The sequence below is a fragment of the Flagellimonas meishanensis genome, assembly GCF_019880545.1.
Lineage (GTDB): Bacteria > Bacteroidota > Bacteroidia > Flavobacteriales > Flavobacteriaceae > Flagellimonas > Flagellimonas meishanensis.
In genome coordinates, this window is the sequence record NZ_JAINVW010000001.1 from 386,518 (window position 1) to 410,991 (window position 24,474).

A 24,474-nucleotide genomic window follows, 5' to 3' on the forward strand; every position below is an offset into this window, starting at 1 on the left:
TTTACCAAAAACTAGATTATTTCTTAAAAAATTGTAAAAGGTTCAACGTGGAACTATCGTGATCGCCAATTTTCGGGTTTTCAATATCTAAAAGTATGTTTTTGGCAAGTTGTTTTCCCAGCTCCACACCCCATTGATCGTAACTGAAGATGTTCCAAACCACGCCCTGAACGAATATTTTGTTCTCATACAACGCAATCAGGGAACCTAAGGTTCTGGGTGTAAGTTTTTCAATCAAAATGGTATTGGTGGGCTTGTTGCCCTCAAAGATCTTAAAGGGTAACAAAAATTCCTGCTCTGGCTTGGAAAGTTGCTGGTTTTGTAGTTCTTCGGAGACCTCATCCGCGGTTTTCCCGTTCATAAGGGCTTCCGTTTGCGCAAAAAAATTGGCCATTAGCTTGTTGTGGTGGTCCGCGTTGCCATGCAAAGACTTCTTAAAGCCGATAAAATCTGTGGGAATGAGTTTGGTTCCCTGATGGATAAGTTGGAAAAAGGCATGTTGCGAGTTGGTGCCGGGTTCGCCCCAAACTATGGTGCCGGTCTGGTATTGCGTCCGGTTTCCCATGCGGTCCATACTCTTGCCATTGCTTTCCATCACAGCCTGCTGTAAATAGGCAGGAAATCGCTGTAAATATTGAGTATAGGGAATCAAAGCCTCTGTCTCTGCACCGTAGAAGTTGTTGTACCAAATGCTCAACAAAGCCAAAATAACGGGCATGTTCTCCAAAAATGGAGCTTCTTTAAAATGTTGGTCCATTTCCCTGGCACCGGACAACAATTCCTCGAATTTTTCGTATCCCACAGCCAAGGCAATAGAAAGTCCAACGGCACTCCATAGAGAAAAACGCCCCCCGACCCAATCCCACATGGGGAATACGTTCTCTTTAGCAATCCCGAACTCTGCAATTTTTTCGGCATTGGTGGAAACTGCGACAAAATGATCGGCAACATCCTTTTCCGAGGCCTTTTCCAAAAACCATTTTTTTATGGTCATCGCATTGGTGAGGGTTTCCTGGGTGGTAAAGGATTTGGAAACAATCAGAAATAGGGTGGTTTCTGGATCGAGATCTTTCAAAATCTCATAAACATGGTCGCCATCAACATTGCTTACAAAGTGTGTCCGCAGCTGATTTTTATAGAATTTCAACGCATCTGTTACCATTACCGGTCCCAGATCGGACCCGCCAATGCCAATATTCACTACATCCGTAAATGCTTTGCCGGTATAGCCCTTGCGCTGTCCTGAGATTATGTCCTGCGAAAAGGTCTTTATCTTTTTCTTTACTTCATTGACTTCCTCTACAATGTTCTCCCCATCAAGAATTATCCGATCGTTCCCTTTTGCCCTTAGCGCTGTATGGAGTACGGCCCGTCCTTCGGTTTGATTGATCATTTCCCCATTAAAATAGGCGGAACGTGCTTCATCAAGTCCAACTTCACTGGCCAAATCTTCCAAGAAGGCCAATGTTTCCCGAGTGATCCTATTCTTAGAATAGTCCAGCAGAAAATCATTCCAAACCAAAGAAAACGAAGTCCCACGGTCTGGGTCGGCCCTAAATTGGTCCCCGAGTTGGTTTTCTTTGGTTTCCTGATAATGTTTCTCCAGTTTTTTCCAGGCCCTTGTGGTGGTGGGGTTGATTTTGGGGAATGCCATTCTATGGATTAAGGGTTACTAGATTCTCTTCCAGCTCAAAAATGGGCTCTGTGTACTCAATACAATCCAGTTGTTCCTTTAGGGGTTCAATGTACTCTACATACTGTGTTCTCAACGAATCTACTATAGGTTCGGCGGATGGCAGCTTTTCACGAAGGGGGTCTACTTGTCTACCGTTTTTCCAAAACCTATAGCACACATGTGGGCCTCCGGTATTTCCTGTCATGCCAATCCATCCTATGACGTCGCCCTGCCTTACAAATTCCCCTTTTTTCACTTTTTGCTTTTGCATGTGAAGATATTGGGTGCTGTAAGTGCCGTTGTGCCTGATTTTTACGTATTTCCCATTTCCACCTTTTCTTGTGGACTCGGTAACAGTGCCATCCGCCGTGGCGATGATGGGCGTACCGATTGGTGCTGCATAGTCCGTGCCTTTGTGGGGGCGTACCCTATATCCATAATAGGCTATCTTTCTTTTTAGGTTGTATCGCGAGGACAGGCGATACCCAAATTTTATCGGCGCCCTCAAAAAAGTGCTGCGTAGATTGTTGGCATCTTGGTCGTAATAATCCAGGATGTTCTTTAGGGAATCGGTTACATAGGGAAAGGCATAAATGGGCCTTCCTTTGTGCTCAAAAAGTGCGGCTTTTATCGGCCCATGACCGGCATAGATGGTATCGTTGATGAACCTTTCATCATAAATGATTTTGAAACGATCGCCTTTTTCCAATCTGAAAAAGTCAATGGTCCATGCATAAATTTCGGAAAGGTCAATGGTGATATTGTAATCAACGCCAAGGTTGTCCAAGGTTTCGGAGAGATTGTTATCGATGATGCCGCCTACTTCCCGTTCCACATATTTTACCCGACGCTTGCTTCGGTATGCCACGGCACTGTCCCGCAGATCCACCACGGTAAAGTTAACTTTGTCGTTTTCATAAATGAAAATCTCGGCCACTTCAGACGTGTCCTTGGATTTAAGAATGGTATAGGGCTTCCCCACTTTTATTCTCCTTACATCAAATGTATCCTTGAAATTTTCGGATATGGCGGCAATCTTTGGGTATTCAACCTTGTTTTTCAGCATCAGTTCGCCAAAACTGTCTCCCCATCGGATGGTATCATGGACCACCGTAAATTCTTCCAGGTTAAACCCAAACTTGGTTATCGGTAGTTTTTCCACAGGTTCTGCCTGAACCAGCTCTTCCATTTCTACCTTATCTTGATCTTGTTTACATGACACTAAAACGATCAGTGCCAAAATTGCCCCAATAAATTTTTGCATTCCTAATTATTCCTTATTTGCTGGATTAAAAATGTGCTCCACCCATTCTTTTCCCCAATTATCCAGTTCCGTTTCGGAGTACAAAGTTGGGAAAAATATTATTTTCTGAAAACTGGGCGGCAAATACTGTTTCCAATTCGTGCCCCCAGTGGCCTCCACATCCTTGGTGTCACTGGCCAGATACCGATAGGCAGATCCCATGTGCATCAAGGGCCAGTTCACGTTGGCGTTCATATCCAAATCCTTTAACGCCCGTATCAACTCTTTATTTTGCCTTGAACCTTCCGGTAATTGACAATATTTATGATATATGGTGCTGTGCCTTACTTGGTTGGCTATCCTCAACAGTCGTGGGGTGTAGCGTATTTCAAATTGTTTTAGCGTCAAGGTTTTTTCTCCCGTTCTTAAGTCCGTGGCGCCTTTCTTCCAATATATGTGCTCGTAAAGTTCTTCTACTTCGTTTTTTTTGGTGAAGTTTTCGCGCTCTGTATGGTGCACCAGATTCTCCAATGGTGTGGCATATAGCTCGATCATCCTGTATTGAACGGATTGAAACCCACTCGCTGGCAGCAGTGCCATGCGGTAACGGAGGAATTGTTCCCGTTCCATTCCCTTGATCATTATGCTGAAAGAGGAAATGAGTGCCTTGAAATAGCTGTTGATCCTACGTGTTTTTTCTATGAAAAAATCCACATCCTGTGAGCGGTCCTCCACAATCTGCTTTTGTTCATGAAGGATTAATTTGAAGTAGAGCTCGGTAATCTGGTGGTACATGATGAAGATTTCCTCATCCGGAAAATAGGTGCGGGGCACTTGAATGCTCAAGAGGGTATCCAAATGTATGTAGTCCCAATAGGTAAGGTACCTTTGGTACAGGAGACCGTCCAGATAAGAGCTTAGGTCCTGGCCCGAGTTTTTGTATTTTTCCTCAAGCTTGTTGATCTGGGCTCCAATGCGCTCATCCTTATCCATTCAATTTTCTCTCATTATTATTTTAAATTGGTTCCTTAGGCCATTGTAGGCGTCCAAATCCGCCTTTATGGATCCCACGGCCAAATCGGCCTTGACCCTCACCGGAATCTTGTTCAGGTCATTGGAAACCCAAAGGGTAAGGCTTTCCTGTTCCTTAAACACACGACCCGACTGGACCAAGGGCCTAAATTTAAGACATTCTACTTTTCCAAACTTGGTCCGGATCACTTCTTTGCCCAAAAACTTCAGTTTGAACTGAAAAACACCATCATCATCGAACAGCATGTCAATATTAATGGACTGTCCCTCTTCAAAATGGTCCAGGTTATAATTGTTCCTGAGATAGTAGGAAGCTGAGAGTAGGTCTTGGACCCTATCGTGCACGGCAAAGTCCATCTCCTTCTTGTTCTTATTGTCGGTCAGGACGGCTTTGCCCTTGTTGTAATCAAAATCTATCTCGATATCCTTTGTGTAGCCTCCCTCATCTATTTTTCTGATAAATCGATATGGTTTTCCATCATATCTGCCAAAATAGCTTTCATAGGTGTCGTCTACCTTAAAAAAAATGCTGGCAAAACCGGTTGTCTTTCCCCTGCCAACCACATGGTAAACGGGAATGCTGTCCAGATTTTTGGAACTAAGGTGCAACGTGGCATAGCTGGCATTCAAAAAACCGTAGTGAATCCTGAACTTGAGCCACTCGCCCGACTTGAATGCCGGATGAAATTTTTGGGCAGCCAAGGGAGCCGAGAGCAATAAACTGAAAATGACAATGGCCTTTTTCATAAGTGGTAAAATTGGTACAAAATTAGTAAAACAGATCTCGAGGCTTACAGGTTTACAATTACTTAAACAAAACTTGTTCCAAAATATTATACATATAAAAAAAGCCCAGTCTTAAAACTGGGCTTTTCCTAAATAACCAACCAAACTTTAAATTATGAAAAACCAATACTTAAAGTTATAAGGGAACCACCCCTTATGTCCAGTAAAGATACATCAAGGTTTTGTAGGAAAATAAGTTTTTAACGGACTTTAACTATAGTGGACGATGGATTCCCTTTTTTTAGCAAATAGTTAAGAAAAAGGGGCATTTCAACTAGAACCAATACCCTACACTAAAGAAGAAATTACTGGTGTCAATCTCCGGTGACCACGAATAGTATATCTGTATCGGGCCCAAAAAGGATTCAAATCCATAGCCTATACCATATCCGGAGAACGACGGTTCGGAGAACCACTCACCGGTTCGGAACAAATCGTCGTCCACATTGGCAAAGTTGGATGAGAATAGAATATGGTGCTTTGGTGCCACATTATAATCCAATCTTGCATAGGCCTTCACGAAGCTGTTTCCTGGCAAGCTCAAAAAGTCATACCCAAAAAATGGAATGAAATTATTCACGAAATCGTTTCCAAAACCACCCAGTACAAAATCAAAAGAGGTTACCGCAGAGGTTCCGAATTTCAATCCTCCCTCGGTCTCCAAGTTCATGGTCATATTGTGGAACAAGGGAAAGGCTCCCCCAATCCTGGCCTTGCCTACAGCGAATTTCCGGAAGTTGTCATTGAAATCTGAGGAGAAAAGGTACAGGTGCATGTCACTATCAAACAAAAAACCCTTTGTGGGAAAGTATTTGTCGTCATAGGTGTCCAGGGTGATTTTTCCAAATGCACTAAAATAATTGGAATTGTCAAAGAAGGTTCTCCCTGCATTCTGGGACAAAGAGGTCTCCGCAACGCCTTCACCCACCTGGTTCAAAGTCCTGGTGCTATATTGGAGCAATTTATGCTCAGCACCCAAGGTAAATGCGAATTCCTCCCTCAACACGGTCTGCAGGTAAATCTGGTTCGTCAAATCGGTGACCTCCAGGTTGATCTCGCTTACGTTTGGGGCATCTGGGACAACAAAGTTGGTTCGGATGAGACCAAAATCTATTTCCTCATCAAAATTGGTGAACGTGGAATTGATACCAAAACTCCAATAGTATCCCTTGTCCAGATAATATTGCATATTATACCTTATATGGTCCCCCAATATGAAATCGAACGATGCCACATCGTCCCGTAACAGAAAGTTCTTTTTGGTCAAATTTATGAGCGCGGAACTCTTATATAGGTCATCGTAATGGGCGGCCACTTTTAAAAACATCTTAGTAGGGTTTTCCTTGAGTTTTAAAATGAGATCGGTCCCCAATCCGTTGGATACCAATTCATATCGAATGGCCTTGAAGTTGCCTGTGGCGGCCAAATTGTTCATCCCCTGTTTCAGTTTTTCGAACGAAATCCTTTCTGCCAAATTGAATCGCAGTTTCCCCTTAATGTAAGCCCTGGTATACACATCGTTCCCGGTAACGATCAATCTATTAATGGTCAAACTATCCTGGACCTGAACCCGCTTCCTGGAACGCGCTCCATCGGCTTGGAGCTGGGCCACTTCACTCAATTTTTCCTTTAGGAGCAGTGCGGCATCCTCTCCCTTGGAAATGATTTCCTGGCCGCGATCAAAATCTATTACTGAAAATTCACCGATGTCCGGCTTTATATAGATATCCGTTTTCTCCGCTTTCTTGCGCATATCGTTGACCGTCCTGTAATTGTTGATCTGAAGAAGAATCTCTGTGGCAGAGGACAGGGACTCCCTGGTCGACAGATCATGCTGAACATCCACACCAATAATCAGTTGGGCTCCCAGATCCCTTATTTCGTCTATGGGATAATTGTTCACCACACCGCCATCAATCAGAACATTGCCATCTATTTCGGACGGTTCGAACAGCGAGGGAAATGTCCCACTGGCCATAATGGCCTCTGGAAGATAGCCCCCATCCAACAAAACCTGTTCACCGGTTTCCACATTGGTGGCAATGCACAAAAAGGGAATGGGCAGCTTTTTGAAATCCTGGACGTCCTTGACATGAAAGAGCAACCGAACCAGCTCATTGTAAATATTCTGGCCCCCAGAAATAGCCTGAGGAAACGAGACATGGAAATTGGTGAAGGGAAGCGTGAGGGCATACCTTTCCGAGTCTTCCTTTTCGTAGAATGTTTTGGCGCCACGGGGCACATTGTCCTGTATCATTCCAGCAAAATCCGTAACCCTGAAGATGGAATCCAGTTCCTGGGCAGAATAGCCCGATGCGTACAGGGCTCCCACTATCGCTCCCATGCTGGTGCCGCCGATAAAATCAACCTTGATCCCCGATTCCTCAATCACCTTAAGTGCCCCAATATGTGCCAATCCCTTGGCTCCGCCCCCACTTAGGACCACCCCTACCTTGGGCCTTTCTTGGGGCAAATCGGTTTGTGACCATCCAAAGAAGTGCAGGAATGCCAAGATTATCAAGATATGTGCTTTTTTCATCTGCATTGGATCAATGAAAGGTTTCGTATATTTTCTTTGCCTTCGCCATTCCTATAGATTCCGCAAGGCTCTCAATGGTTGCTTCCTTTATGCGCTTTACCGACTTAAAATTTTTCAATAGTTGCTCCACGGTCTTTTCACCTATTCCTTCAATTTTTTCAAGCTCGGAATCAATGGCTCCCTTGTTTCTTTTTTTCCTATGATGGGTTATCCCGAACCGATGTGCCTCGTTCCTCAATTGCTGGATCACTTTCAAGGTCTCTGACCTTTTATCGAGATAAAGGGGAACCGGATCCTCGGGAAAATAAATTTCCTCCAGGCGCTTGGCAATGCCTATTATGGCAATTTTTCCCCTCAGCCCAAGCCTATTGAGACTTTTGAGGGCCGAGGACAGTTGCCCCTTTCCCCCATCAATGACTATGAGTTGTGGCAACGGCTCTTCTTCGTTCAAAAGCCGATTGTACCTTCTAAAAACGACCTCTTCCATGCTGGCAAAATCATCCGGGCCTTCCACGGTTTTTATATTGAAGTGGCGATAGTCCTTTTTGGATGGTTTGCCGTTCTTGAATACCACACAGGCCGCCACGGGATTGGTCCCCTGTATGTTGGAGTTGTCGAAACACTCAATATGTGTTGGCTCTTCGGAGAGGCGCAGATCGGCCTTCATTTGGGCCATAAGCCGCTTGGTGTGCCGATCGGGGTCCGTGATTTTTATCTGCTTCAAACGATCTTGCCTGTAAAAGCGGGCGTTGCGTTCGGACAACTCCAACAGTCTCCGTTTATCTCCCAGTTTGGGCAAGGTGACCTTAAGATTGTCTTCCACCGTGACCGGAAACTGCAAGTAGACTTCTTTGGATTGCGAATTAAACCGCTGCCTGATTTCCGTAATGGCCAAGGCCAGCAGTTCTTCATCGGTCTCATCCAGTTTTTTTCTTATTTCCAGGGTGTGGGACCTTACAATGGAACCGTGGGACAACTGAATGAAATTGACATAGGCATGGGTTTCATCCGAAATGATGGTGAAAACGTCCACATTGTCGATCTTAGGATTCACAATCGTGGACTTGGCCTGATAGTTCTCCAGGATGTCGATCTTGTTCTTGATGCGCTGCGCCTTTTCGAACTCCATGTTGGTTGCAAATTCCTTCATCTGCGTTCTGAAGGATTGCAGGGAATTTTTGAAATTGCCCTTGATGATCTGTCGTATATCGTCCACTTGCCCATGATATTCCGCTTCACTTTGCAGCCCCTCGCAGGGCCCCAAACAATTTCCCAAATGGTATTCCAGGCAAACCTTGTACTTGCCGGCCGCAATTTTCTCCTCGGGAAGATCATAATTGCACGTACGTAACGGGTAAAGGCTTTTGACAAGATCCAGAAGCGTCCTTACCGTTTTCATACTGGTGTATGGACCAAAATACTCCGAGCCGTCATTGATGAGCTTACGGGTGGGGAACACTCTTGGGAAACGTTCGTTCTTTATACAGATCCAGGGGTAGGATTTGTCATCCTTCAGCATTACATTATAGCGTGGCTGCAGTTTCTTGATCAGGTTGTTTTCCAACAACAGTGCATCCGATTCCGTTGCGACCACAATATGTTTTATGGATCGTATCTTTTTTACCAGGACCCTTGTTTTGCCATACTCCTGTTTTTTGTTGAAATAGGAGGACACCCTTTTTTTGAGATCCTTCGCCTTGCCAACGTAAAGAATGTTCCCATTGCCATCATAAAACTGGTATACCCCCGGGCTGGAGGGCAATGTACTTATTTGAACCTGTATCGGTGATTTTTCCGGCATAAAAACAGCAAGGTATCTCTAACAAAGGTAACCCTAAATTTATAGTGTTTCAGCCCCAATTGATGGATGTTACATCTGCCTTTACCGTTTGGTCTTTAGGGCTTACAATTGGCCCATCGGGTTGGTATGCAAAATAATTCAGCGGCCATAGCGGCCATCAAACTGTATAACTTTATGGGAAAATTGTTAAACTGTTATTAAAAACGATGTATTTCATCGATAAAAAATGCATTTGGTGGTAAATTTTTCAATTCTTTTACCTACATTTAACGATGTAAATGCAATTCTATGGAAAACTATGTTATCGTTTTGGGAATGTATTTGATTTTGATGTTGTTTTTCAAAATCTTTTTCTCTGTGTCCACCAGAGACTAAATACATATTTTCCAAAACACACCCCAAACCTTTCAACAATCTATGTTGAAGCATGAACTTAGGAAAAAGTATTTGAAGCTAAGAAAGGAACTAAGTGATTCCTTCGTTTCGGATGCAAGTTTAAAAATAGCGAACCTTGTACGTCAAATCCCAATATGGGATTTTTTTTATTTCCATATTTTTCTGAGCATAGAGGAAAACAAGGAGGTTGATACGCTTCCGTTGATCACCCTGCTACAGGGCATGGATAAGAATTTGGTCATTCCCAAGGTAAAGGGGGCCAATTCCATGGAACATTTTCTTTTGACCGATAGCACTGTCCTTAAAAAAAATAATTGGCACATTCCGGAACCTATTGATGGTATTCCTGTTCCCGTGGACAAAATTGATGTGGTTTTCGTTCCACTTTTGACCGTTGACACCCATGGAAACCGCGTGGGATATGGCAAGGGTTTCTACGATAACTTTTTACAACAATGTAGGATAGACACCCTAAAAATTGGACTTTCTCTTTTTGAATTGGAAGAAGAACCCATTACCGATTCCCATGAAAATGACGTGCCATTGGATTACTGCATCACGCCGAGCGGTATACGCCAATTTTAGGAAGGATCTTCTTCCCGTTTGGGGAATGCCTTTTTGTTGAAAACAATCAAAATGCCCACCCCAGTGCTTATAGCAGTATCCGCAATATTGAAAACGGGCTCAAAAAAACGGAACGCCTTGCCGCCAAAATAAGGAATCCACTCTGGCCAGGTGGTATCTATCAATGGAAAATAGAGCATGTCCACCACCTTTCCATAGAACAGATTGCCATAAGGCTCATGGGAGAACAGCGTGGCCACCTGTCCGTTACTGTGATCAAAGAGCATTCCATAGAACACCGAATCGATGATGTTCCCAAGCGCTCCTGCAAAAATGAGTGAAACGGCCAAAATAAGTGTGCGGGACGACTGCTTCTTGATAATGTCCCATAACCAATAGGCAATACCAAAAACAGCTAGAATCCTGAAAATGGTCAATATCAATTTTCCCGCCGATTCGGAAATGGGCAATATATCGCTTAGTTTGGTCCCCCAAGCGGCCCCTTCATTTTCTATGAAAAGTATCTTGAACCAGTTGAATACTTCATGGGATTCTCCCAAAACAAAACTGGTCTTGATATAGATTTTGCTGATTTGGTCCACCAAGAGTACCAAAACTATGACCAACAAGGACTTCTTTAAACTCATTTTCCTAAAAAGATGGGGCAAAAGTAGGGATATTATTTTGTTTTACTAAGGTGAATATTCCCTTCCACAGTGTGAAGGATAAAGCGATCATCGCCCAGGGGAATAAACTCCCTGAAAATTTTTCCATATTCGCTTTTGGCAAGGACATTTCCCTCGGGAATGGTTAAGTGTATATCTCCTTTTTGGGTACTGACCTCAACATCTTCCGCAACGTTTTGCAGTGCACATTGTCCATCGGACAGCTTGACTTCCAACTTCACATAGTTCCCTGAAACGTCCACATTGCAGTTTGTTCCATAAATGTGCACCTCTTTATATTCGGGAAGTTGTATTTGCAAGGCTATGGAAACCACCTTATGTGCACTCAGCTTGTCGTTGGGATTGATGAAATTGGGCTGAAACCCCGCATCGACAAAAATGGTGCTGCCACTTTCCGTGAGACCGACAAAAAGATCTTTGGCATATTCTCCCTCCATATTGGCAGAAACCTGAATCTCCTCACCCTCATAAGTGCCAACCTCAACTTCGTAACAAAAATGAGCGTTTATATGGATGGAATGGGTTTCGGGACCCATTAGTGCTTTCCTGACCAGTTTTTGACCGTGCAAAGTGCCCGCCAAAGAAAAAACCAGCAGAAAAAACAAGCTCCTCATGAACAAAAACGCCTTGGGCGCTTTTATTATTTCTGCATGTTCTTTGCCTCAATGCTCAATGTGGCATGGGGAACAAGCTTAAGGCGTTCCTTGTTGATCAATTTTCCGGTGATACGGCAAATCCCATATGTTTTGTTCTCAATGCGAAGCAAGGCGCTCTTCAGGTCCCTGATAAATTTTTCCTGTCTTATGGCCAATTGGGTGTTCGCCTCCTTGCTCATGGTCTCGGAACCTTCCTCAAAAGCCTTAAAGGTAGGTGAGGTGTCGTCCGTGCCATTGTTGCCATCGTTCATATAGGCGCTCTTGAGCAGTTCCAAATGGCTCTTTGCCTTTTCAATTTTTTCTTCAATCAATGTCCTGAACTCATCAAGTTCTTTATCCGAGTATCGTACTTTCAATTCGTTTGCCATTTTCTAATGCTTTTGGATAAACAATTTTGTATTCACTTCATCAAAGGCTATTGCCACGCCTTCTTCTAATTTTTCCTCAAAGTTGAGTTCAGCGGTCAACGTTTCCGTTTTTATATACTCTTCGTTGCTGGAAACCGCATTTTCCACCAAACCATCCTTCAAGATCTTAATATCGATTTTATCGGTCACCTCAAAACCGGACTCTTTTCGGATGTTCTGTATCCTATTCACCAACTCCCGTGCAATGCCCTCTTTTCTTAGGGCATCGTCTATGGTGACGTCCAATGCAACGGTCAAGGGACCGGAACTTGCCACCAACCAGCCTTCAATATCCTGGGAACTGACCTCTACATCGGTTAACTCTAAAGTAATGCTTTTATTTTCCAATTGCAGCATTAATTCCCCTTCCGTTTCAATTTTTTGAATGTCGTCCTGCCCCAATAGCGCCACAGCGGAGGCAATGGCCTTCATGTCCTTGCCATGTTTTGGTCCCAAAACCTTGAAGTTGGGCTTTATTTGCTTTACCAAAACCCCTGAAGCATCGTCCAAAAGTTGTATTTCCTTAACGTTCACCTCAGACTTTATTAGGCTGGAAACGGCCTCAATATCCTCCCTTTGGCCCTCATCCAAGATGGGGATCATTATCTTCTGCAAAGGTTGGCGCACTTTTATTTTTTCTTTTTGACGGATGGAAAGTACCAAAGATGATATCTTCTGAGCCAATTGCATCTTGCGCTCTAGCTTTTTGTTTACCATGGCTCCATCAAACGTTGGGAACTTGGCCAAATGGACACTTTCAAATCCCTCTTTTTGGGTATTGGAATCCAAATCTTTGTACAGGCGTTCCATATAGAAAGGTGCAATGGGCGCCGAAAGCTTGGCCACGGTAACCAAACAGGTATACAAGGTTTGATAGGCCGATATTTTGTCTTGCTGGTAGTCTCCTTTCCAGAAACGTCTCCTGCTCAAGCGGACGTACCAATTGCTCAAATTTTCCTGGACAAAATCAGAGATCATCCTGGCCGCCTTTGTCGCCTCATAATCGGTATAGGCCTCATCAACGTTCTTGATCAGGGTATGCAATTCGGAAAGAATCCATTGGTCTATTTCGGGTCTGTCCACTAGTGGCACTTCGTCCTCAGCATAGGTGAATTTATCTATGTTGGCATAAAGTGCCATAAAGGAATAGGTGTTGTAAAGGGTCCCGAAAAACTTTCGCTTGACCTCAACCACTCCTTCTATATCAAATTTGAGATTATCCCATGGGTTGGCGTTGGAAATCATGTACCACCGCGTGGCATCGGCGCCATGCTCCGGGAGCACCTCGAAAGGATCCACGGCATTGCCCAATCGTTTGGACATTTTCTTTCCTTCCTTGTCCAGAACCAGCCCGTTGGAGACGACATTTTTGTAGGCCACTGAATCAAATACCATGGCCGCAATGGCATGCAGGGTGTAAAACCACCCACGGGTCTGATCTACTCCCTCAGCAATAAAATTTGCGGGAAAGGCGATGCCATCGTCTATTAACTCTTTGTTTTCAAAAGGATAGTGCCATTGGGCATAGGGCATGGACCCACTATCGAACCAAACGTCGATCAAATCTGCCTCTCTTTTCATGGGTTTTCCAGAAGGAGAGACCAAAGTGATCTGATCTACAATGTTCTTGTGCAGATCGATCTTGCCATAGTTGGCATCACTCATGTCACCCACTACAAAATCGGCGAAGAGGTCCTTGGCAAACACTCCTGCCCGCACTGCCTTGTCCATTTCTTGCTTGAGCTCTTCCACGGAACCAATCATCATTTCCTCAGTACCGTCCTCCGTCCGCCAAATGGGAAGCGGTATACCCCAATATCTGGATCTGGACAGGTTCCAATCATTCGCATTTGCCAACCAATTGCCGAAACGGCCTTCACCGGTGGCTTTTGGTTTCCAGTTGATTTTCTGGTTCAACTCAAACATCCGGTCCTTTACATCGGTAATCTTAATAAACCAAGAATCCAAAGGGTAATACAAAATGGGCTTGTCCGTTCGCCAACAATTTGGATAGCTGTGGACATATTTTTCGACCTTAAAGGCCTTGTTCTCTTCTTTTAGCTTGATGGCCAGCTCAACGTCAACGGACTTTTCGGGGGCCTCGCCATCTTCATAGTATTCGTTCTTTACATACTTTCCGGCAAATTCGTTCATTTCCGGCCTGAACCTTCCTTGAAGGTCCACCAAGGGAACCGGGCTGTTGTTCTCATCCAAAACCAGCATGGGTGGAACTTCTGGGGTAGCCTGCTTGGCAACCATGGCATCATCCGCACCAAAGGTGGGGGCGGTATGTACGATACCGGTTCCGTCCTCTGTGGTAACAAAATCGCCAGCGATTACCCTAAACGCATTTTCGGGATTTTGATACGGCAGGGCATAGGGCAGCAATTGTTCATAACGTATGCCGACCAAATCCTTGCCCTTAAAAGTTTGTGCTATCCAATAGGGTATCTTTTTGTCCGCTTCCTTAAAGTCGTACAAGTCAGCTTCGGTGCTGACTTCAAAAAATTTGCCGGAGAATTGTTTTCCCACCAAGGCTTTGGCCAAAACAACATTGATGGGTTCAAAAGTGTACTGGTTAAAAGTTTTGACCAGGACATATTCAATTTTTGGCCCTACCGTCAATGCCGTATTTGAAGGTAAGGTCCATGGTGTGGTCGTCCACGCCAAAAAATGGATGTCCCCTTCCACTTGTTTCAAAAAACTTGGAAGGGATTCTTTCTTGGCCTTGAATTGTGCGGTGACCGTAGTGTCCGTAACTTCTTGATAGGTGCCAGGCTGGTTGAGCTCGTGGGAACTTAATCCTGTGCCGGCCTTGGGCGAGTAGGGTTGGATGGTATAGCCCTTATAGAGCAACCCCTTATCGTAGATTTGCTTTAGCAACCACCAAACGGATTCCATATACTTGGGTTCATAGGTGATGTATGGATCGTCCATATCCACCCAGTACCCCACTTTTTCGGTCATCTCGTTCCAAACGTCGGTATAGCGCATGACCACCTTTTTGCAGGCTGCATTGTATTCTTCAACGGAAATTTTTTTGCCAATGTCCTCCTTGGTAATCCCAAGTTCCTTCTCAACGCCAATTTCAATGGGAAGTCCGTGGGTGTCCCAACCCGCTTTGCGCTTCACCTGGTAGCCTTTCATGGTTTTGTATCTTGGAAATATATCCTTAATGGTCCGGGCCATGACATGGTGGATGCCCGGCATTCCATTGGCTGAGGGTGGACCTTCATAAAACACGTAGCTTTCCCCGCCTTCCCTTGTGGAAACACTTTTTTCAAAAATCCGGTTGTCCTTCCAAAAATCCAGGATATCTTCAGATACCTTGGGCAAGTCCAATCCTTTGTATTCCTCAAACTTCATATAAACTGCTACTACTTCATAATTTCCAAGTTTGCAAAATTATAAATTTAGAAGGAAATACGCCTGATTGAACAAGGTATTTGATTTTTGGGGTATGGCTTAACCCAAATATGGTATGGTCCTCATATTCAATTGGGTAAATTTCACTATCTTTTCAGCTATTAACACTAAACCATGTTACTTATGAAAAAAGTATTTATTGCCGTTATGGCGCTGTCCCTATCGCTGTCCGTAATGACCTCCTGCAAGGAAGCCTCGGATAAGGCAAAGGAGGCCACCGAAGAAGCGGGCGATGCCCTTGATGAGGCTGGGGAAAGCATCAATGAGGCCGTTGATGCGGTCAAAGAAGCTGGTGAAAATGCCAAGGAAATGGGCGAACAAGCTCTTGACAGCATCAAAAAAGCTGGTGAAGATGCCATGGACAAGGCAGAACAAATGGGAGAAAACGCTAAGGAAGCGGCTAAAAAGGCCATTGACAGCCTATAGTTAGCAACAAGCGATATAAGCAACAATTAGTAAAGGCATGGTAGTTCCATGCCTTTTTCTTTTTTCTAGAAGGCATAGCCCAGCCCCAACACCAAGTTGGTTCCCGGTGCAACTATCCCAGAGGAATAGGTTCGGTATCGCTGATTGGTAATGTTTTCCAACGCCATTGTTGCCCTTATTGCATTCGATATTTGGTACTGGGACCTAAAGTTCAGGGTATACCAGGATGGTGAAAAAGGGTTTCCATTGGAATCCGAGGCATAAATAAAAGGTTTGCTCCTTTCGGACAATGCGAGGTCATTAAAACCGATTTCCGAATTGTAGTTCAAGAAGGCATCCGCCTTGAGCTTTTGGTTTTGCCAAACCAGATGCACATCGGCAAAAGTAGGTGCTGCATGTCTGGCGGCCGAATCCACTCCGCTATCATCTTCCTCTATCCCCTCGGTCAAGGTCAAATTGGAATTGAAAGACCAATGCTCGTCGAAAAATGCATCTACCCCAAACTCAAAACCATAAACATAGGCTTTTGCGGCATTTTGTATGGCCTGCACATTGCTCATCTCCCCATTGTAGACAATCTCTGATTGCCCGTTGAAGGTATAGTCCCTTCGGACCAGGGCATCAACCAAATAGGTATAATAAGCTGCGGCCCTAACGACCACTTTGTCGTTGAAATTTTTCTTTATCCCAATGTCAGCGTTATAGGCATACTCGGGCTCCAAATCGGGGTTGGGCACCACCACTGAGCCAGGCTCGGAATCAAAGATCTTTCCTACGTCATCTATGTTGGGGGCCCTAAACCCTGTGGAGCCATTCAGGGTTACCTGCCAATCTGCCCTGGGAAACCAACTGAATCCCATGCTCCCGGTAAGTGCTCCCGTTATGATATCGGCTTCATCAAATGGAAATGCAAAAAAAGTGTTGTCAAATTGGGCATCCACCCAAACCTGGCTGTACCGGGCACCGGTCAATATGGTGAAATTGGGCTTTACCTGATATTCCCCGCTCACATAGCCGGCCAAAGTCTGCCATGTGGACCCATCTGGATAGCGTGTGGCCGTGGGGAGCACTTGGCTTGTTTCAATGTTCCTTTGGCTTCCTTCGGAATTGACCTTGTTGAAAACATATTCAGCGCCATAATACAGGCGCAGGTCACCAATTTTTTTGTTTTCAAAATCAAGGTTGATCGATAATGCGTCCACTTTTTCCCCAGTTCTGAAAAGTTCCGTGTCCTGGAATCCCCTTTCATTCCGGCTTTCCTCAAAATATTGATACGCCGTGGTCAGTTTTACCCCATCATAAAATCTGTTCTTTCCCTTTTTGGTGATCTGAAGATTTCCCATGAACCATTTTTGGGGGCCATAGAACCATTCAGCCGAGCGAAGTCCGTCCCCATCGCGGTCTGGGCGAATCAATCGGTCATATCTGGAATAATCGGAAGTTTCCGAATATATAAGTCCAAGGTCATAATTCCAGGTGTTGTTGGGGCTAAAGGTTATCTTTTGCAAAAAGTTAAGTTGATCGTAGCCTGAGGTCACCTGTTTTCTGGGGTCTTCATTCCCAACCAGAACATCGGTATTGTTCCTGCGAACGACAAAGTTGTTCCGTAAATAGGATTCAGGTCCGTGTTTGCCCATCGTCAGATCGCCAAAATTGTTATAGGTGAAACTGGTATACGAAGCCCATTTTTTTTGCCCCAAGTTAAAATCCACATGGGTGGTGCTTTCATTGTTCGCGGATGAAAACCGGTAATTGACATTTCCTGATAGGGCCAAGCTATCGGTAAATGAGAAATTTGGCCTTTGGGTATAAAAATTCATGACGCCACCAATGGCATCACTTCCGTAGATCACCGAACCCGGGCCAAAAATCACCTCTGTATTCCTTATGGTAAACGGATCAATGGAAATGACATTTTGAATATTACCTCCCCTAAAAATAGCGTTGTTCATGCGCACACCATCCACGGAAAGCAACAATCTGTTGGTGGCGAAACCACGAATCATGGGGCTACCGCCCCCAAGCTGGCTTTTCTGCACAAATACTTTCCCGCTATTCTGCAATAGATCTGCCGAGGTCTGGGGATTATTGAAGGCTATGGAGCGTGCATCGATGGAGGCAATTTTCTGGGGGACATGTTTTTTTTGCTGTTCCCATTTGGAGACGGACATTACCACCTCCTGTAATTCTTCCGGTTTTAGGTTAAGATAGACCCGGTTCCCCTTCTTGCCAATTTGGGTCTTGGTTGTCTCAAATGTTTCATAGGCTATGTGCTTTATGGTCACCCTTTCGGAGGGGGAGAAAACTTCAAAATCACTTTTTCCATCAAAATCGGAAATGGCACTCTTGGACCTGTCCCTATTATAAATGGCCACATTGGACACGGGAATCCCTGTTTCGGCATCCAAGATCAACACTTCTTGGGCCAACACAAGTGAAGTAGAAAGAATAAAAAATAGTGCAAAGCCAAGGTATCGCATACTACTCAAAAACAGCATTTAAAACGGCTAGGGACTTTGGTTTTCTGAATCCGTGCAAATGTAACTCAAAATACAGAACAACCTTTTTTAAGAGTTCTTGCCGGTTGGTTTTCTTGATTTTTATCGTTTTAAGTGCATCAAAATCCATGCCTAACAATTTCTTGAAATCCGCAGCAAGAGCATCCTCTAAAACTGGGTTGAGACCGGGATTTGCGACAAAGCATCCTTCCGCCAAGTCAAAATAGGAAGCTGTCCCATCAGGATTTTCGGGATAAAAGCCCAAGTATTTGGTAAGATTCAACAGAAACAGCAAGTGATAATTGGGTTCGGGATCATGGACATCCAACCAGTGCAGGGCATATTCCAAATAATTGAAGAGTGCCTGGTCGCGTTCCTCTTCTCGGATGCCGTTTCCCAACATTTCGGCCAAAAAAAGCACAATGCTGTTTTTTACGACATGGGTGTGCAGGGTTTTGTAGGGAATGCCCACCTTCACTTCCTTCAACGTTTCCAACGTACCCTTGTTCCTGTGCACTGCCACGATTTCGAGCTGCATCAAGGGGAGGAAATATGCGGCCTTCAATTTTCCCCTTTTGTTTGTCAGAACACCTTTTAGCATATAAGTTTTCAGTCCATCCGATGCGGTATACGCCTTTACAATGAGACTTGAGTCTCCATATTTAAGGGCAGAGAGTACAATGGCTTTGGTGGTGACTTGCATGGGTCTATATAAAAGGTGAGGCAGCTACCCTGGGCGTAAAGGTATCATCACCCATGGTAACTGCCAACCAAAATTATTTGCTCCCGAATGGTTAGATGACCCCTTGGGCCAACATGGCATCAGCAACTTTTACAAAACCGGCAATATTTGCTCCTTTGACATAGTTGCAATATCCGTCATCCTCTTTTCCATAAGCTATGCATGAATCATGGATGTCTTCCATAATGCCCTTCAATCGTTCGTCGACTTCGTTCCTTGTCCAACTGATACGGAGTGAATTCTGTGACATTTCCAGTCCTGAGGTAGCGACTCCCCCGGCATTGGAAGCCTTTCCTGGCGCAAATAAAAGTTTGGCCTCGTGAAAAGCATGTATAGCTTCGGGGGTCGATGGCATATTGGCTCCCTCTGCAACGGCAATACAACCATTCTTGATCAGGATCTTAGCATCATCGCCGTTAAGCTCATTTTGAGTGGCGCAGGGCAATGCCACATCGCAGGGAACGCCCCATGGTGTTTTTCCTGCATGGTATTCCGCAGATGGGTATTTGTCCACGTATTCGGATATTCTTCCCCTTTTCTTATTCTTAAGTTCCATGACGAAAGCCAACTTGTCCTTGTCGATACCATCCTTATCGTAGATGTGCCCGGCAGAATCGGATAGGGTAAGTACCTTGCCCCCAAGTTGAAGCACTTTTTCGGCTGCGTACTGGGCCACATTGCCAGAACCGGAAATCACAACGTTTTTGCCTTCGAAAGATTCATTTCGGGTTTTTAACATGCTATCGGCAAAGTAAACGGTACCGTATCCGGTTGCCTCTGGACGGATCAACGATCCTCCCCAAGAAAGTCCTTTTCCGGTCAATACACCGGTGAACTCATTTCTGATCTTCTTGTACATGCCAAATAGGTAGCCTATTTCCCTTGCTCCCACGCCAATATCCCCAGCAGGCACATCGGTATTGGGGCCGATATGTCGGCATAGTTCAACCATGAAGGCATGGCAAAAACGCATCACCTCGTCGTCCGATTTGCCCTTGGGGTCAAAATCAGAGCCTCCTTTTCCGCCACCCATGGGCAGGGTGGTCAAACTGTTCTTGAAAACCTGCTCAAAGGCCAAAAACTTCAGAACGCTTGCGTTAACGGTGGGGTGGAACCGTAGTCCTCCTTTGTAAGGGCCAATAGCGGAATTCATCTGTATCCTATAGCCCCTGTTCACATGGATTTCCCCATCGTCATCTATCCAAGCCACACGGAAAGAAATCAACCTTTCTGGCTCCACCATGCGAAGCAATATGTTTTTCCCATGATAAATCTCGTGTTTCACGATATACGGTATCACGGTTTCCGCAACTTCCTGTACCGCTTGGATGAACTCGGGTTCATGACCGTTTCTGGTCCTAACCTCATCCATGAATGCTTTGATTTTTTCTTCCATATGTGGGTTACTGTTTGTGTTCCTGAGACTGGTCAGGACGCTTATTTTTATTGAATTATGAATTTGGGGGCTAAATTATACTATTTGCATAATTTGAATGGTGGTTTTCTGAAAATTTTTCAAAAATGATTACCCAATGGCCTGTTCCAAATCGGCAATGAGATCATCAACATCCTCGATACCAACACTAAGGCGAATCAGGCCATCCACCACACCGCTTTTTTCACGTTCCTCTTTGGGTATGCTGGCATGTGTCATGCTAGCGGGGTGCCCTGCCAAACTTTCTACACCCCCCAGGGATTCTGCCAAAGTAAAGACCTGCAATTTCTCCACAATTTTTACGGCATCTTCAAAGCTGCTTCCCTTTGGGATAAAGGAAATCATCCCTCCAAAGCCTTTCATTTGCTTCCTGGCCACCTCATGGTTGGGATGGGATTTAAACCCTGGCCAGTATACTTTTTCTATTTTGGGATGCTTGGCCAAATAATTTGCAATGGCTTCCCCATTTTCACAATGGCGCTGCATGCGCACATGCAGGGTCTTGATTCCCCGCAAGGTCAGGAAGCTGTCCATGGGGCCACAAACCGCCCCACTGGCATTCTGGATGAAGTACAACTTTTCGGCCAGTTCCTTATCCTTTACCACCAAAGCCCCAACAACCACGTCGCTGTGCCCTCCCAAATACTTGGTGGCCGAGTGCATCACGATATCGGCACCAAAATCCAAAGGCTGCTGTAAATAAGGTGTGGCAAAGGTGTTGTCCACTGCCAAGAGCAGGTTGTGCTTTTTGGCCAGTTGCGATGCCGCCTCAAGATCAACAACGTTCATCATGGGGTTGGTCGGGGTTTCCAACCATAGTAATTTTGTTTTATTGTTGATTTTTTCCGCAACTGCATTGATGTCCTGCATGCCCACAAAGTGGAACTTGATGCCATATTTCTCAAAAACTCTCCTAAAAAGACGGTAACTGCCACCATACAGATCGTTAGTGGATATCACCTCATCACCAGGTTCCAGCAGCTTGATCACAGCGTCCATGGCGGACAGGCCACTGGCAAAGGCAAGGCCATAATTTCCATTTTCAATACTGGCCAGTGCGTTTTCCAGAGCTGTTCGGGTGGGATTTCCGCTTCGGGAATATTCATAACCCTGATGGCCGCCCGGTGTGGTCTGGGCATAGGTGGAGGTTTGATAAATGGGAGGCATTACGGCCCCGTAGGCCTTATCTGGATGCTGTCCCCCATGAATGGTCTTGCTGTTGAATCTCAAATCTTTTTTGCTCATTTTCTTGTGATATGCATACAAATGTATCGTTATCTTTTGGAGTAATCAACGATGTCTTATTTTTGAACCCATTAACCCCTTTCAAATGAAAAAACTGTATCGCCTACCCCTGCTTCTTTTGGTCCTTATTGGTTGCGAAGAAGAACATAAACTTACTTTGGCATCTTTTGAACTCCACAAAAAAACCTGTCCAGACTGTCCCGACATTGCAATCCAAATTCCAAAAGCCTTGGACAACTTGGCGGTGGCCCAAGCCATAAACAATGCTGTGGAAGAGGAAATAATTTCTTTGCTATCTTTTGATGATGGTGGTGCAATTGAGAACATGGAGGATGCCATTGTATCATTTACCAAAGGGTATGAAGAGTTGAGGTCCAAATTTCCCGATGAAGCCGTTGGGTGGGAAGCCAAAATAAAGGGGGAGGTGCTGTTTGAGGACAAAGACCTGCTAACGCTGGCCATAGATTCATACACGTTTACCGGAGGCGCCCATGGCTACGGTGGGACAACCTTGCTCAACTTTGACAAACGCAAAGGAACCGAACTGGAGAATTGGGAGCTTTTTGGAGATCTGGAGGGCTTTCTGCAGCATGCAGAGATCAAATTCCGGATTCAGGAGGGCATCCCACAGGATGTGGACATCAATGCGACTGGGTTTATGTTTGATGGGGACACTTTTCACTTGCCGGATAATGTGGGCTATGCACCGGAAGGCCTTCGAATGATCTATAACCAATACGAAGTGGCTTCCTACGCCGAGGGGCCGATTGAACTATTGTTGCCTTATACGGAGGTGAATCAGTATTTAAAGAGGAGGGTGGGGTTGTAGGGTTTATTTACCCATATTCTCCTTAGCAATAGGGCAAACTGATTCCCCTATTTTATGCAATTCCAGCATCACCCTGTTCGACTTCAATAAATTCAAAGGTTGTTGATTTACTCCAAAATTTCAACTTCTTCTGGAACAATGAAGTACAAGACACATCCAGTTTCAGTTTTAACACTGTGCTTGAAGCTTGGCGGTGTATATAGGTAGTCTCCTTTTTTAAGGACTGCCCCCTCAATTATACATGTCCCCTCTAAAACAAATAATTCTTCTCCTGCAGGATGATTGTGGTATGGATAGTTTGCTCCTTCTTCAAACCTAAGCAAAAAGCTTGGAGGCCTTCCATTTTTGTCGTACCGTAAAGCCTTGATATAAATACCTTTTGTATCAATGCCATTTTCCTTTAGAGGTCTCCATTCAACCGAATCGGAATTGACAACGTAGTCTTCAATCTTTGTGTCCATAATAATCCATTTTGATTGTGATCAATAAATATTACTACAAAGATGAATGGTGTTCTCCATTCAAGGAATGGAATATCACGAGATACGCATGTGATTTTTCATTTTACCACCTGTTCCTTAAATAACTGGGGCGATAAATCCGTATGTCTTTTAAAAAAATTAGAAAAATAAAATGGGTCTTTAAATCCGAGGGTATAGGCAGTTTCCTTAACGGATAGCCTTTCATAATAGAACAATCGTTTGGCCTCGGAAACAATCAACCCATGTATTATCTGCTGCGCTGTTTTGCCAGCATGTTGTTTTGAAAGCTCATTCAATCTGAGTTCCGTTGTTTGCAATTTCTCTGCATAGTGCTTCACCGGCAGGCTATGTTGGAAATTTCCTCTAACCGATTCAAGGAATTTTAAGAATAGTGCCTCTGGTTTCCAAATTTCATCGCCCTGCTGAATCTTTGCCCTGTTGATTTCAATCAAAATGAGCTCAATTCTTGAATGTATTGATGTCAGATACTGATATGGTTTTGTAAGGAGTTCATTCACTATGTTTTCCATATGATTCCCAATTGATGGATTTCTGGACACGTCGATCACTTCATTTTTATCAAAATGACAAAATAGTCCGTTGCAAAAAATCAGTTCAATGTCCCGATCATCCTTACAGAAAAAATCATAGGTAAATTGCAGGATTATTCCTTTTGCGCTTGTGGCTTCTTCAAATTTGTGAAATTGTCCGGAAGTAATTGTTATTACATGACCTGAGGGAATGGTAAAGCTCAGACCATCAATTTCCATTGCAATTTTTCCTTCGGAGCACCAAACCAGGACGTGCTTTTTTATTCTCCTCTCTTTAGTACTGAAGTCCCTTGAGTTTATTGGTATTGCCTCTATCATTTTTTAATTGTGGATAACAACAGGATAGGGTAATTAATCCTATTTCCAAGATACATACAATTAGGCAATGGTCGTGGGCCAACGAACCGAAAACTTCATTTAAAATAATACCGCAGCCCAACACCCAACAAGAGCATGGAGTCGTTCAAGTCGCTGTTAAAATGATAATATCCGGTAGTGGAGACGATCAACGAAAAGGCATCGGAAAGGAAAAAATCCATCTCGAAAGAGGCATAACCCCCATAGATGAAACCGCTTTCAGCATGCAAGGCATCAAAGGGAAACTCAACACTGCCCTTGTTGATGTTTTTGTAGCCCACCGAGGGACCTCCTCCAAAATAAAAGAAGATTCCCTTTCTGGGAACGGATAGCACCGTGGTGAAATAACCCAAGTTGAACACATAGTCCTCATAGGGAAATTCCACCCCCGAATTCGGCTGCTCCTTCGAAAAAGCGGCCACCAAGGATGCCTGTAGATAATCGGTAGCGCTGCGTGTGTAGTTAAAACCAAGGGTGACGCCATAGCCATCCGTTTTGTAATTGGGAACGAGCCCCATGGCGTAATTGGTTCTTTGGGACAACAAATCTTGGGATAGCATGAGGCACAGCAACACAAGCCCCATATGGGTCATAGATTTCCTTTTCATTCAGGTAGGATTTGGGAAGATGTACAATTTCAAATCACTCAAAGCATACTAAAAGCATGTTAAAACATATCTATTTTTTTAGATATGTGA

Annotated in this window: 20 protein-coding genes; 3 read left to right on the top strand and 17 right to left on the bottom strand. The window is 44.4% G+C overall.

Annotation, left to right across the window (positions count from 1 at the left end; genetic code table 11):
• Positions 1 to 16: 16 nt before the first annotated feature.
• The 6 genes from pgi to uvrC form a co-directional block, all read right to left on the bottom strand.
• Entirely contained in the window at positions 17 to 1,654 is a 1,638-nt protein-coding gene (gene pgi, locus K7G75_RS01725) for a glucose-6-phosphate isomerase (RefSeq protein WP_222982112.1), read from the bottom strand.
• Position 1,655: 1 nt separating this feature from the next.
• On the bottom strand, positions 1,656 to 2,939 hold the full coding sequence (locus tag K7G75_RS01730; RefSeq protein WP_222982114.1) for a peptidoglycan DD-metalloendopeptidase family protein: 1,284 nt from the start codon (positions 2,937 to 2,939) through the stop codon (positions 1,656 to 1,658).
• A gap of 6 nt (positions 2,940 to 2,945) precedes the next feature.
• Positions 2,946 to 3,911, bottom strand: a complete 966-nt coding sequence (locus tag K7G75_RS01735; protein ID WP_222982116.1) for a tryptophan 2,3-dioxygenase family protein — start codon at positions 3,909 to 3,911, stop codon at positions 2,946 to 2,948.
• Positions 3,912 to 4,697, bottom strand: coding sequence for a DUF3108 domain-containing protein (locus K7G75_RS01740; protein ID WP_222982117.1), 786 nt, complete (start codon positions 4,695 to 4,697; stop codon positions 3,912 to 3,914). It lies immediately after the preceding gene.
• 313 nt (positions 4,698 to 5,010) lie between these two features.
• Positions 5,011 to 7,275, bottom strand: coding sequence for a patatin-like phospholipase family protein (locus K7G75_RS01745; RefSeq protein ID WP_313777799.1), 2,265 nt, complete (start codon positions 7,273 to 7,275; stop codon positions 5,011 to 5,013).
• A gap of 10 nt (positions 7,276 to 7,285) precedes the next feature.
• Positions 7,286 to 9,076 carry an excinuclease ABC subunit UvrC gene (gene uvrC / locus K7G75_RS01750; RefSeq protein WP_222982123.1) on the bottom strand — a complete coding sequence of 597 codons (1,791 nt, stop codon included), beginning with the start codon at positions 9,074 to 9,076 and terminating at the stop codon, positions 7,286 to 7,288.
• Between the two features lie 417 nt (positions 9,077 to 9,493).
• Here uvrC and K7G75_RS01755 point away from each other — a divergent pair, with 417 nt between their 5' ends.
• Positions 9,494 to 10,057 (top strand): 5-formyltetrahydrofolate cyclo-ligase, encoded by a 564-nt coding sequence (locus K7G75_RS01755; RefSeq protein ID WP_222982125.1) that lies wholly within the window; start codon positions 9,494 to 9,496, stop codon positions 10,055 to 10,057.
• Here the strand turns inward: K7G75_RS01755 and K7G75_RS01760 are convergent.
• Genes K7G75_RS01760 through ileS form a run of 4 tightly spaced genes read right to left on the bottom strand, consistent with a single transcriptional unit; the run spans position 10,054 to position 15,151 of the window.
• Positions 10,054 to 10,683 (bottom strand): lipoprotein signal peptidase, encoded by a 630-nt coding sequence (locus tag K7G75_RS01760; protein ID WP_222982127.1) that lies wholly within the window; start codon positions 10,681 to 10,683, stop codon positions 10,054 to 10,056. The genes K7G75_RS01755 and K7G75_RS01760 overlap by 4 nt on opposite strands.
• Before the next feature lie 32 nt (positions 10,684 to 10,715).
• On the bottom strand, positions 10,716 to 11,336 hold the full coding sequence (locus K7G75_RS01765) for a DUF4097 domain-containing protein (protein ID WP_222982130.1): 621 nt from the start codon (positions 11,334 to 11,336) through the stop codon (positions 10,716 to 10,718).
• Between the two features lie 26 nt (positions 11,337 to 11,362).
• Positions 11,363 to 11,746 carry a TraR/DksA family transcriptional regulator gene (locus K7G75_RS01770; RefSeq protein ID WP_222982132.1) on the bottom strand — a complete coding sequence of 128 codons (384 nt, stop codon included), beginning with the start codon at positions 11,744 to 11,746 and terminating at the stop codon, positions 11,363 to 11,365.
• 3 nt (positions 11,747 to 11,749) lie between these two features.
• Positions 11,750 to 15,151, bottom strand: a complete 3,402-nt coding sequence (gene ileS, locus K7G75_RS01775; RefSeq protein WP_222982142.1) for an isoleucine--tRNA ligase — start codon at positions 15,149 to 15,151, stop codon at positions 11,750 to 11,752.
• Positions 15,152 to 15,334: 183 nt separating this feature from the next.
• On the opposite strand from ileS, the gene K7G75_RS01780 reads away from it, so the two are divergent.
• A complete protein-coding gene (locus K7G75_RS01780) occupies positions 15,335 to 15,637 on the top strand; it encodes a hypothetical protein (RefSeq protein ID WP_222982144.1) in 303 nt (100 codons plus the stop codon).
• A gap of 65 nt (positions 15,638 to 15,702) precedes the next feature.
• Here K7G75_RS01780 and K7G75_RS01785 read toward each other — a convergent pair whose 3' ends face one another.
• The 4 genes from K7G75_RS01785 to K7G75_RS01800 all read right to left on the bottom strand — a co-directional run bounded on the left by K7G75_RS01785 (position 15,703) and on the right by K7G75_RS01800 (position 21,557).
• On the bottom strand, positions 15,703 to 18,135 hold the full coding sequence (locus K7G75_RS01785; RefSeq protein WP_222982145.1) for a TonB-dependent receptor: 2,433 nt from the start codon (positions 18,133 to 18,135) through the stop codon (positions 15,703 to 15,705).
• A complete protein-coding gene (recO, locus tag K7G75_RS01790; RefSeq protein ID WP_222982146.1) occupies positions 18,119 to 18,838 on the bottom strand; it encodes a DNA repair protein RecO in 720 nt (239 codons plus the stop codon). Before recO ends, K7G75_RS01785 begins: the two co-directional genes overlap by 17 nt.
• 91 nt (positions 18,839 to 18,929) lie before the next feature.
• Positions 18,930 to 20,273, bottom strand: a complete 1,344-nt coding sequence (gdhA, locus tag K7G75_RS01795) for an NADP-specific glutamate dehydrogenase (protein ID WP_222982148.1) — start codon at positions 20,271 to 20,273, stop codon at positions 18,930 to 18,932.
• 129 nt (positions 20,274 to 20,402) lie between these two features.
• Positions 20,403 to 21,557, bottom strand: a complete 1,155-nt coding sequence (locus tag K7G75_RS01800; protein WP_222982149.1) for a cystathionine gamma-synthase — start codon at positions 21,555 to 21,557, stop codon at positions 20,403 to 20,405.
• An 85-nt stretch (positions 21,558 to 21,642) separates the two neighbouring features.
• On the opposite strand from K7G75_RS01800, the gene K7G75_RS01805 reads away from it, so the two are divergent.
• Complete coding sequence (locus tag K7G75_RS01805; RefSeq protein ID WP_222982151.1) at positions 21,643 to 22,386, top strand: DUF3298 and DUF4163 domain-containing protein; 744 nt, start codon at positions 21,643 to 21,645, stop codon at positions 22,384 to 22,386.
• A 107-nt stretch (positions 22,387 to 22,493) separates the two neighbouring features.
• Here the strand turns inward: K7G75_RS01805 and K7G75_RS01810 are convergent, their stop codons facing one another.
• The 3 genes from K7G75_RS01810 to K7G75_RS01820 all read right to left on the bottom strand — a co-directional run bounded on the left by K7G75_RS01810 (position 22,494) and on the right by K7G75_RS01820 (position 24,384).
• Positions 22,494 to 22,847, bottom strand: a complete 354-nt coding sequence (locus K7G75_RS01810; RefSeq protein ID WP_222982153.1) for a cupin domain-containing protein — start codon at positions 22,845 to 22,847, stop codon at positions 22,494 to 22,496.
• 98 nt (positions 22,848 to 22,945) lie between these two features.
• Positions 22,946 to 23,737 carry a helix-turn-helix domain-containing protein gene (locus tag K7G75_RS01815; RefSeq protein ID WP_222982155.1) on the bottom strand — a complete coding sequence of 264 codons (792 nt, stop codon included), beginning with the start codon at positions 23,735 to 23,737 and terminating at the stop codon, positions 22,946 to 22,948.
• 95 nt (positions 23,738 to 23,832) lie between these two features.
• On the bottom strand, positions 23,833 to 24,384 hold the full coding sequence (locus K7G75_RS01820) for a conjugal transfer protein TraO (RefSeq protein ID WP_222982157.1): 552 nt from the start codon (positions 24,382 to 24,384) through the stop codon (positions 23,833 to 23,835).
• Positions 24,385 to 24,474: the final 90 nt, after the last annotated feature.

Coding starts and splice junctions, on each gene's coding strand:
- gdhA (WP_222982148.1), bottom strand. CDS start 20,273: ATGGAAGAAAAAATCAAAGCATTCATGGATGAGGTTAGGACCAGAAAC.
- K7G75_RS01730 (WP_222982114.1), bottom strand. CDS start 2,939: ATGCAAAAATTTATTGGGGCAATTTTGGCACTGATCGTTTTAGTGTCA.
- uvrC (WP_222982123.1), bottom strand. CDS start 9,076: ATGCCGGAAAAATCACCGATACAGGTTCAAATAAGTACATTGCCCTCC.
- K7G75_RS01735 (WP_222982116.1), bottom strand. CDS start 3,911: ATGGATAAGGATGAGCGCATTGGAGCCCAGATCAACAAGCTTGAGGAA.
- K7G75_RS01815 (WP_222982155.1), bottom strand. CDS start 23,737: ATGATAGAGGCAATACCAATAAACTCAAGGGACTTCAGTACTAAAGAG.
- K7G75_RS01770 (WP_222982132.1), bottom strand. CDS start 11,746: ATGGCAAACGAATTGAAAGTACGATACTCGGATAAAGAACTTGATGAG.
- K7G75_RS01780 (WP_222982144.1), top strand. CDS start 15,335: ATGAAAAAAGTATTTATTGCCGTTATGGCGCTGTCCCTATCGCTGTCC.
- K7G75_RS01805 (WP_222982151.1), top strand. CDS start 21,643: ATGAAAAAACTGTATCGCCTACCCCTGCTTCTTTTGGTCCTTATTGGT.
- K7G75_RS01800 (WP_222982149.1), bottom strand. CDS start 21,557: ATGAGCAAAAAAGATTTGAGATTCAACAGCAAGACCATTCATGGGGGA.
- K7G75_RS01820 (WP_222982157.1), bottom strand. CDS start 24,384: ATGAAAAGGAAATCTATGACCCATATGGGGCTTGTGTTGCTGTGCCTC.
- pgi (WP_222982112.1), bottom strand. CDS start 1,654: ATGGCATTCCCCAAAATCAACCCCACCACCACAAGGGCCTGGAAAAAA.
- K7G75_RS01785 (WP_222982145.1), bottom strand. CDS start 18,135: ATGCTGTTTTTGAGTAGTATGCGATACCTTGGCTTTGCACTATTTTTT.
- recO (WP_222982146.1), bottom strand. CDS start 18,838: ATGCAAGTCACCACCAAAGCCATTGTACTCTCTGCCCTTAAATATGGA.
- K7G75_RS01740 (WP_222982117.1), bottom strand. CDS start 4,697: ATGAAAAAGGCCATTGTCATTTTCAGTTTATTGCTCTCGGCTCCCTTG.
- K7G75_RS01765 (WP_222982130.1), bottom strand. CDS start 11,336: ATGAGGAGCTTGTTTTTTCTGCTGGTTTTTTCTTTGGCGGGCACTTTG.
- K7G75_RS01810 (WP_222982153.1), bottom strand. CDS start 22,847: ATGGACACAAAGATTGAAGACTACGTTGTCAATTCCGATTCGGTTGAA.
- K7G75_RS01755 (WP_222982125.1), top strand. CDS start 9,494: ATGTTGAAGCATGAACTTAGGAAAAAGTATTTGAAGCTAAGAAAGGAA.
- ileS (WP_222982142.1), bottom strand. CDS start 15,151: ATGAAGTTTGAGGAATACAAAGGATTGGACTTGCCCAAGGTATCTGAA.
- K7G75_RS01745 (WP_313777799.1), bottom strand. CDS start 7,275: ATGAAAAAAGCACATATCTTGATAATCTTGGCATTCCTGCACTTCTTT.
- K7G75_RS01760 (WP_222982127.1), bottom strand. CDS start 10,683: ATGAGTTTAAAGAAGTCCTTGTTGGTCATAGTTTTGGTACTCTTGGTG.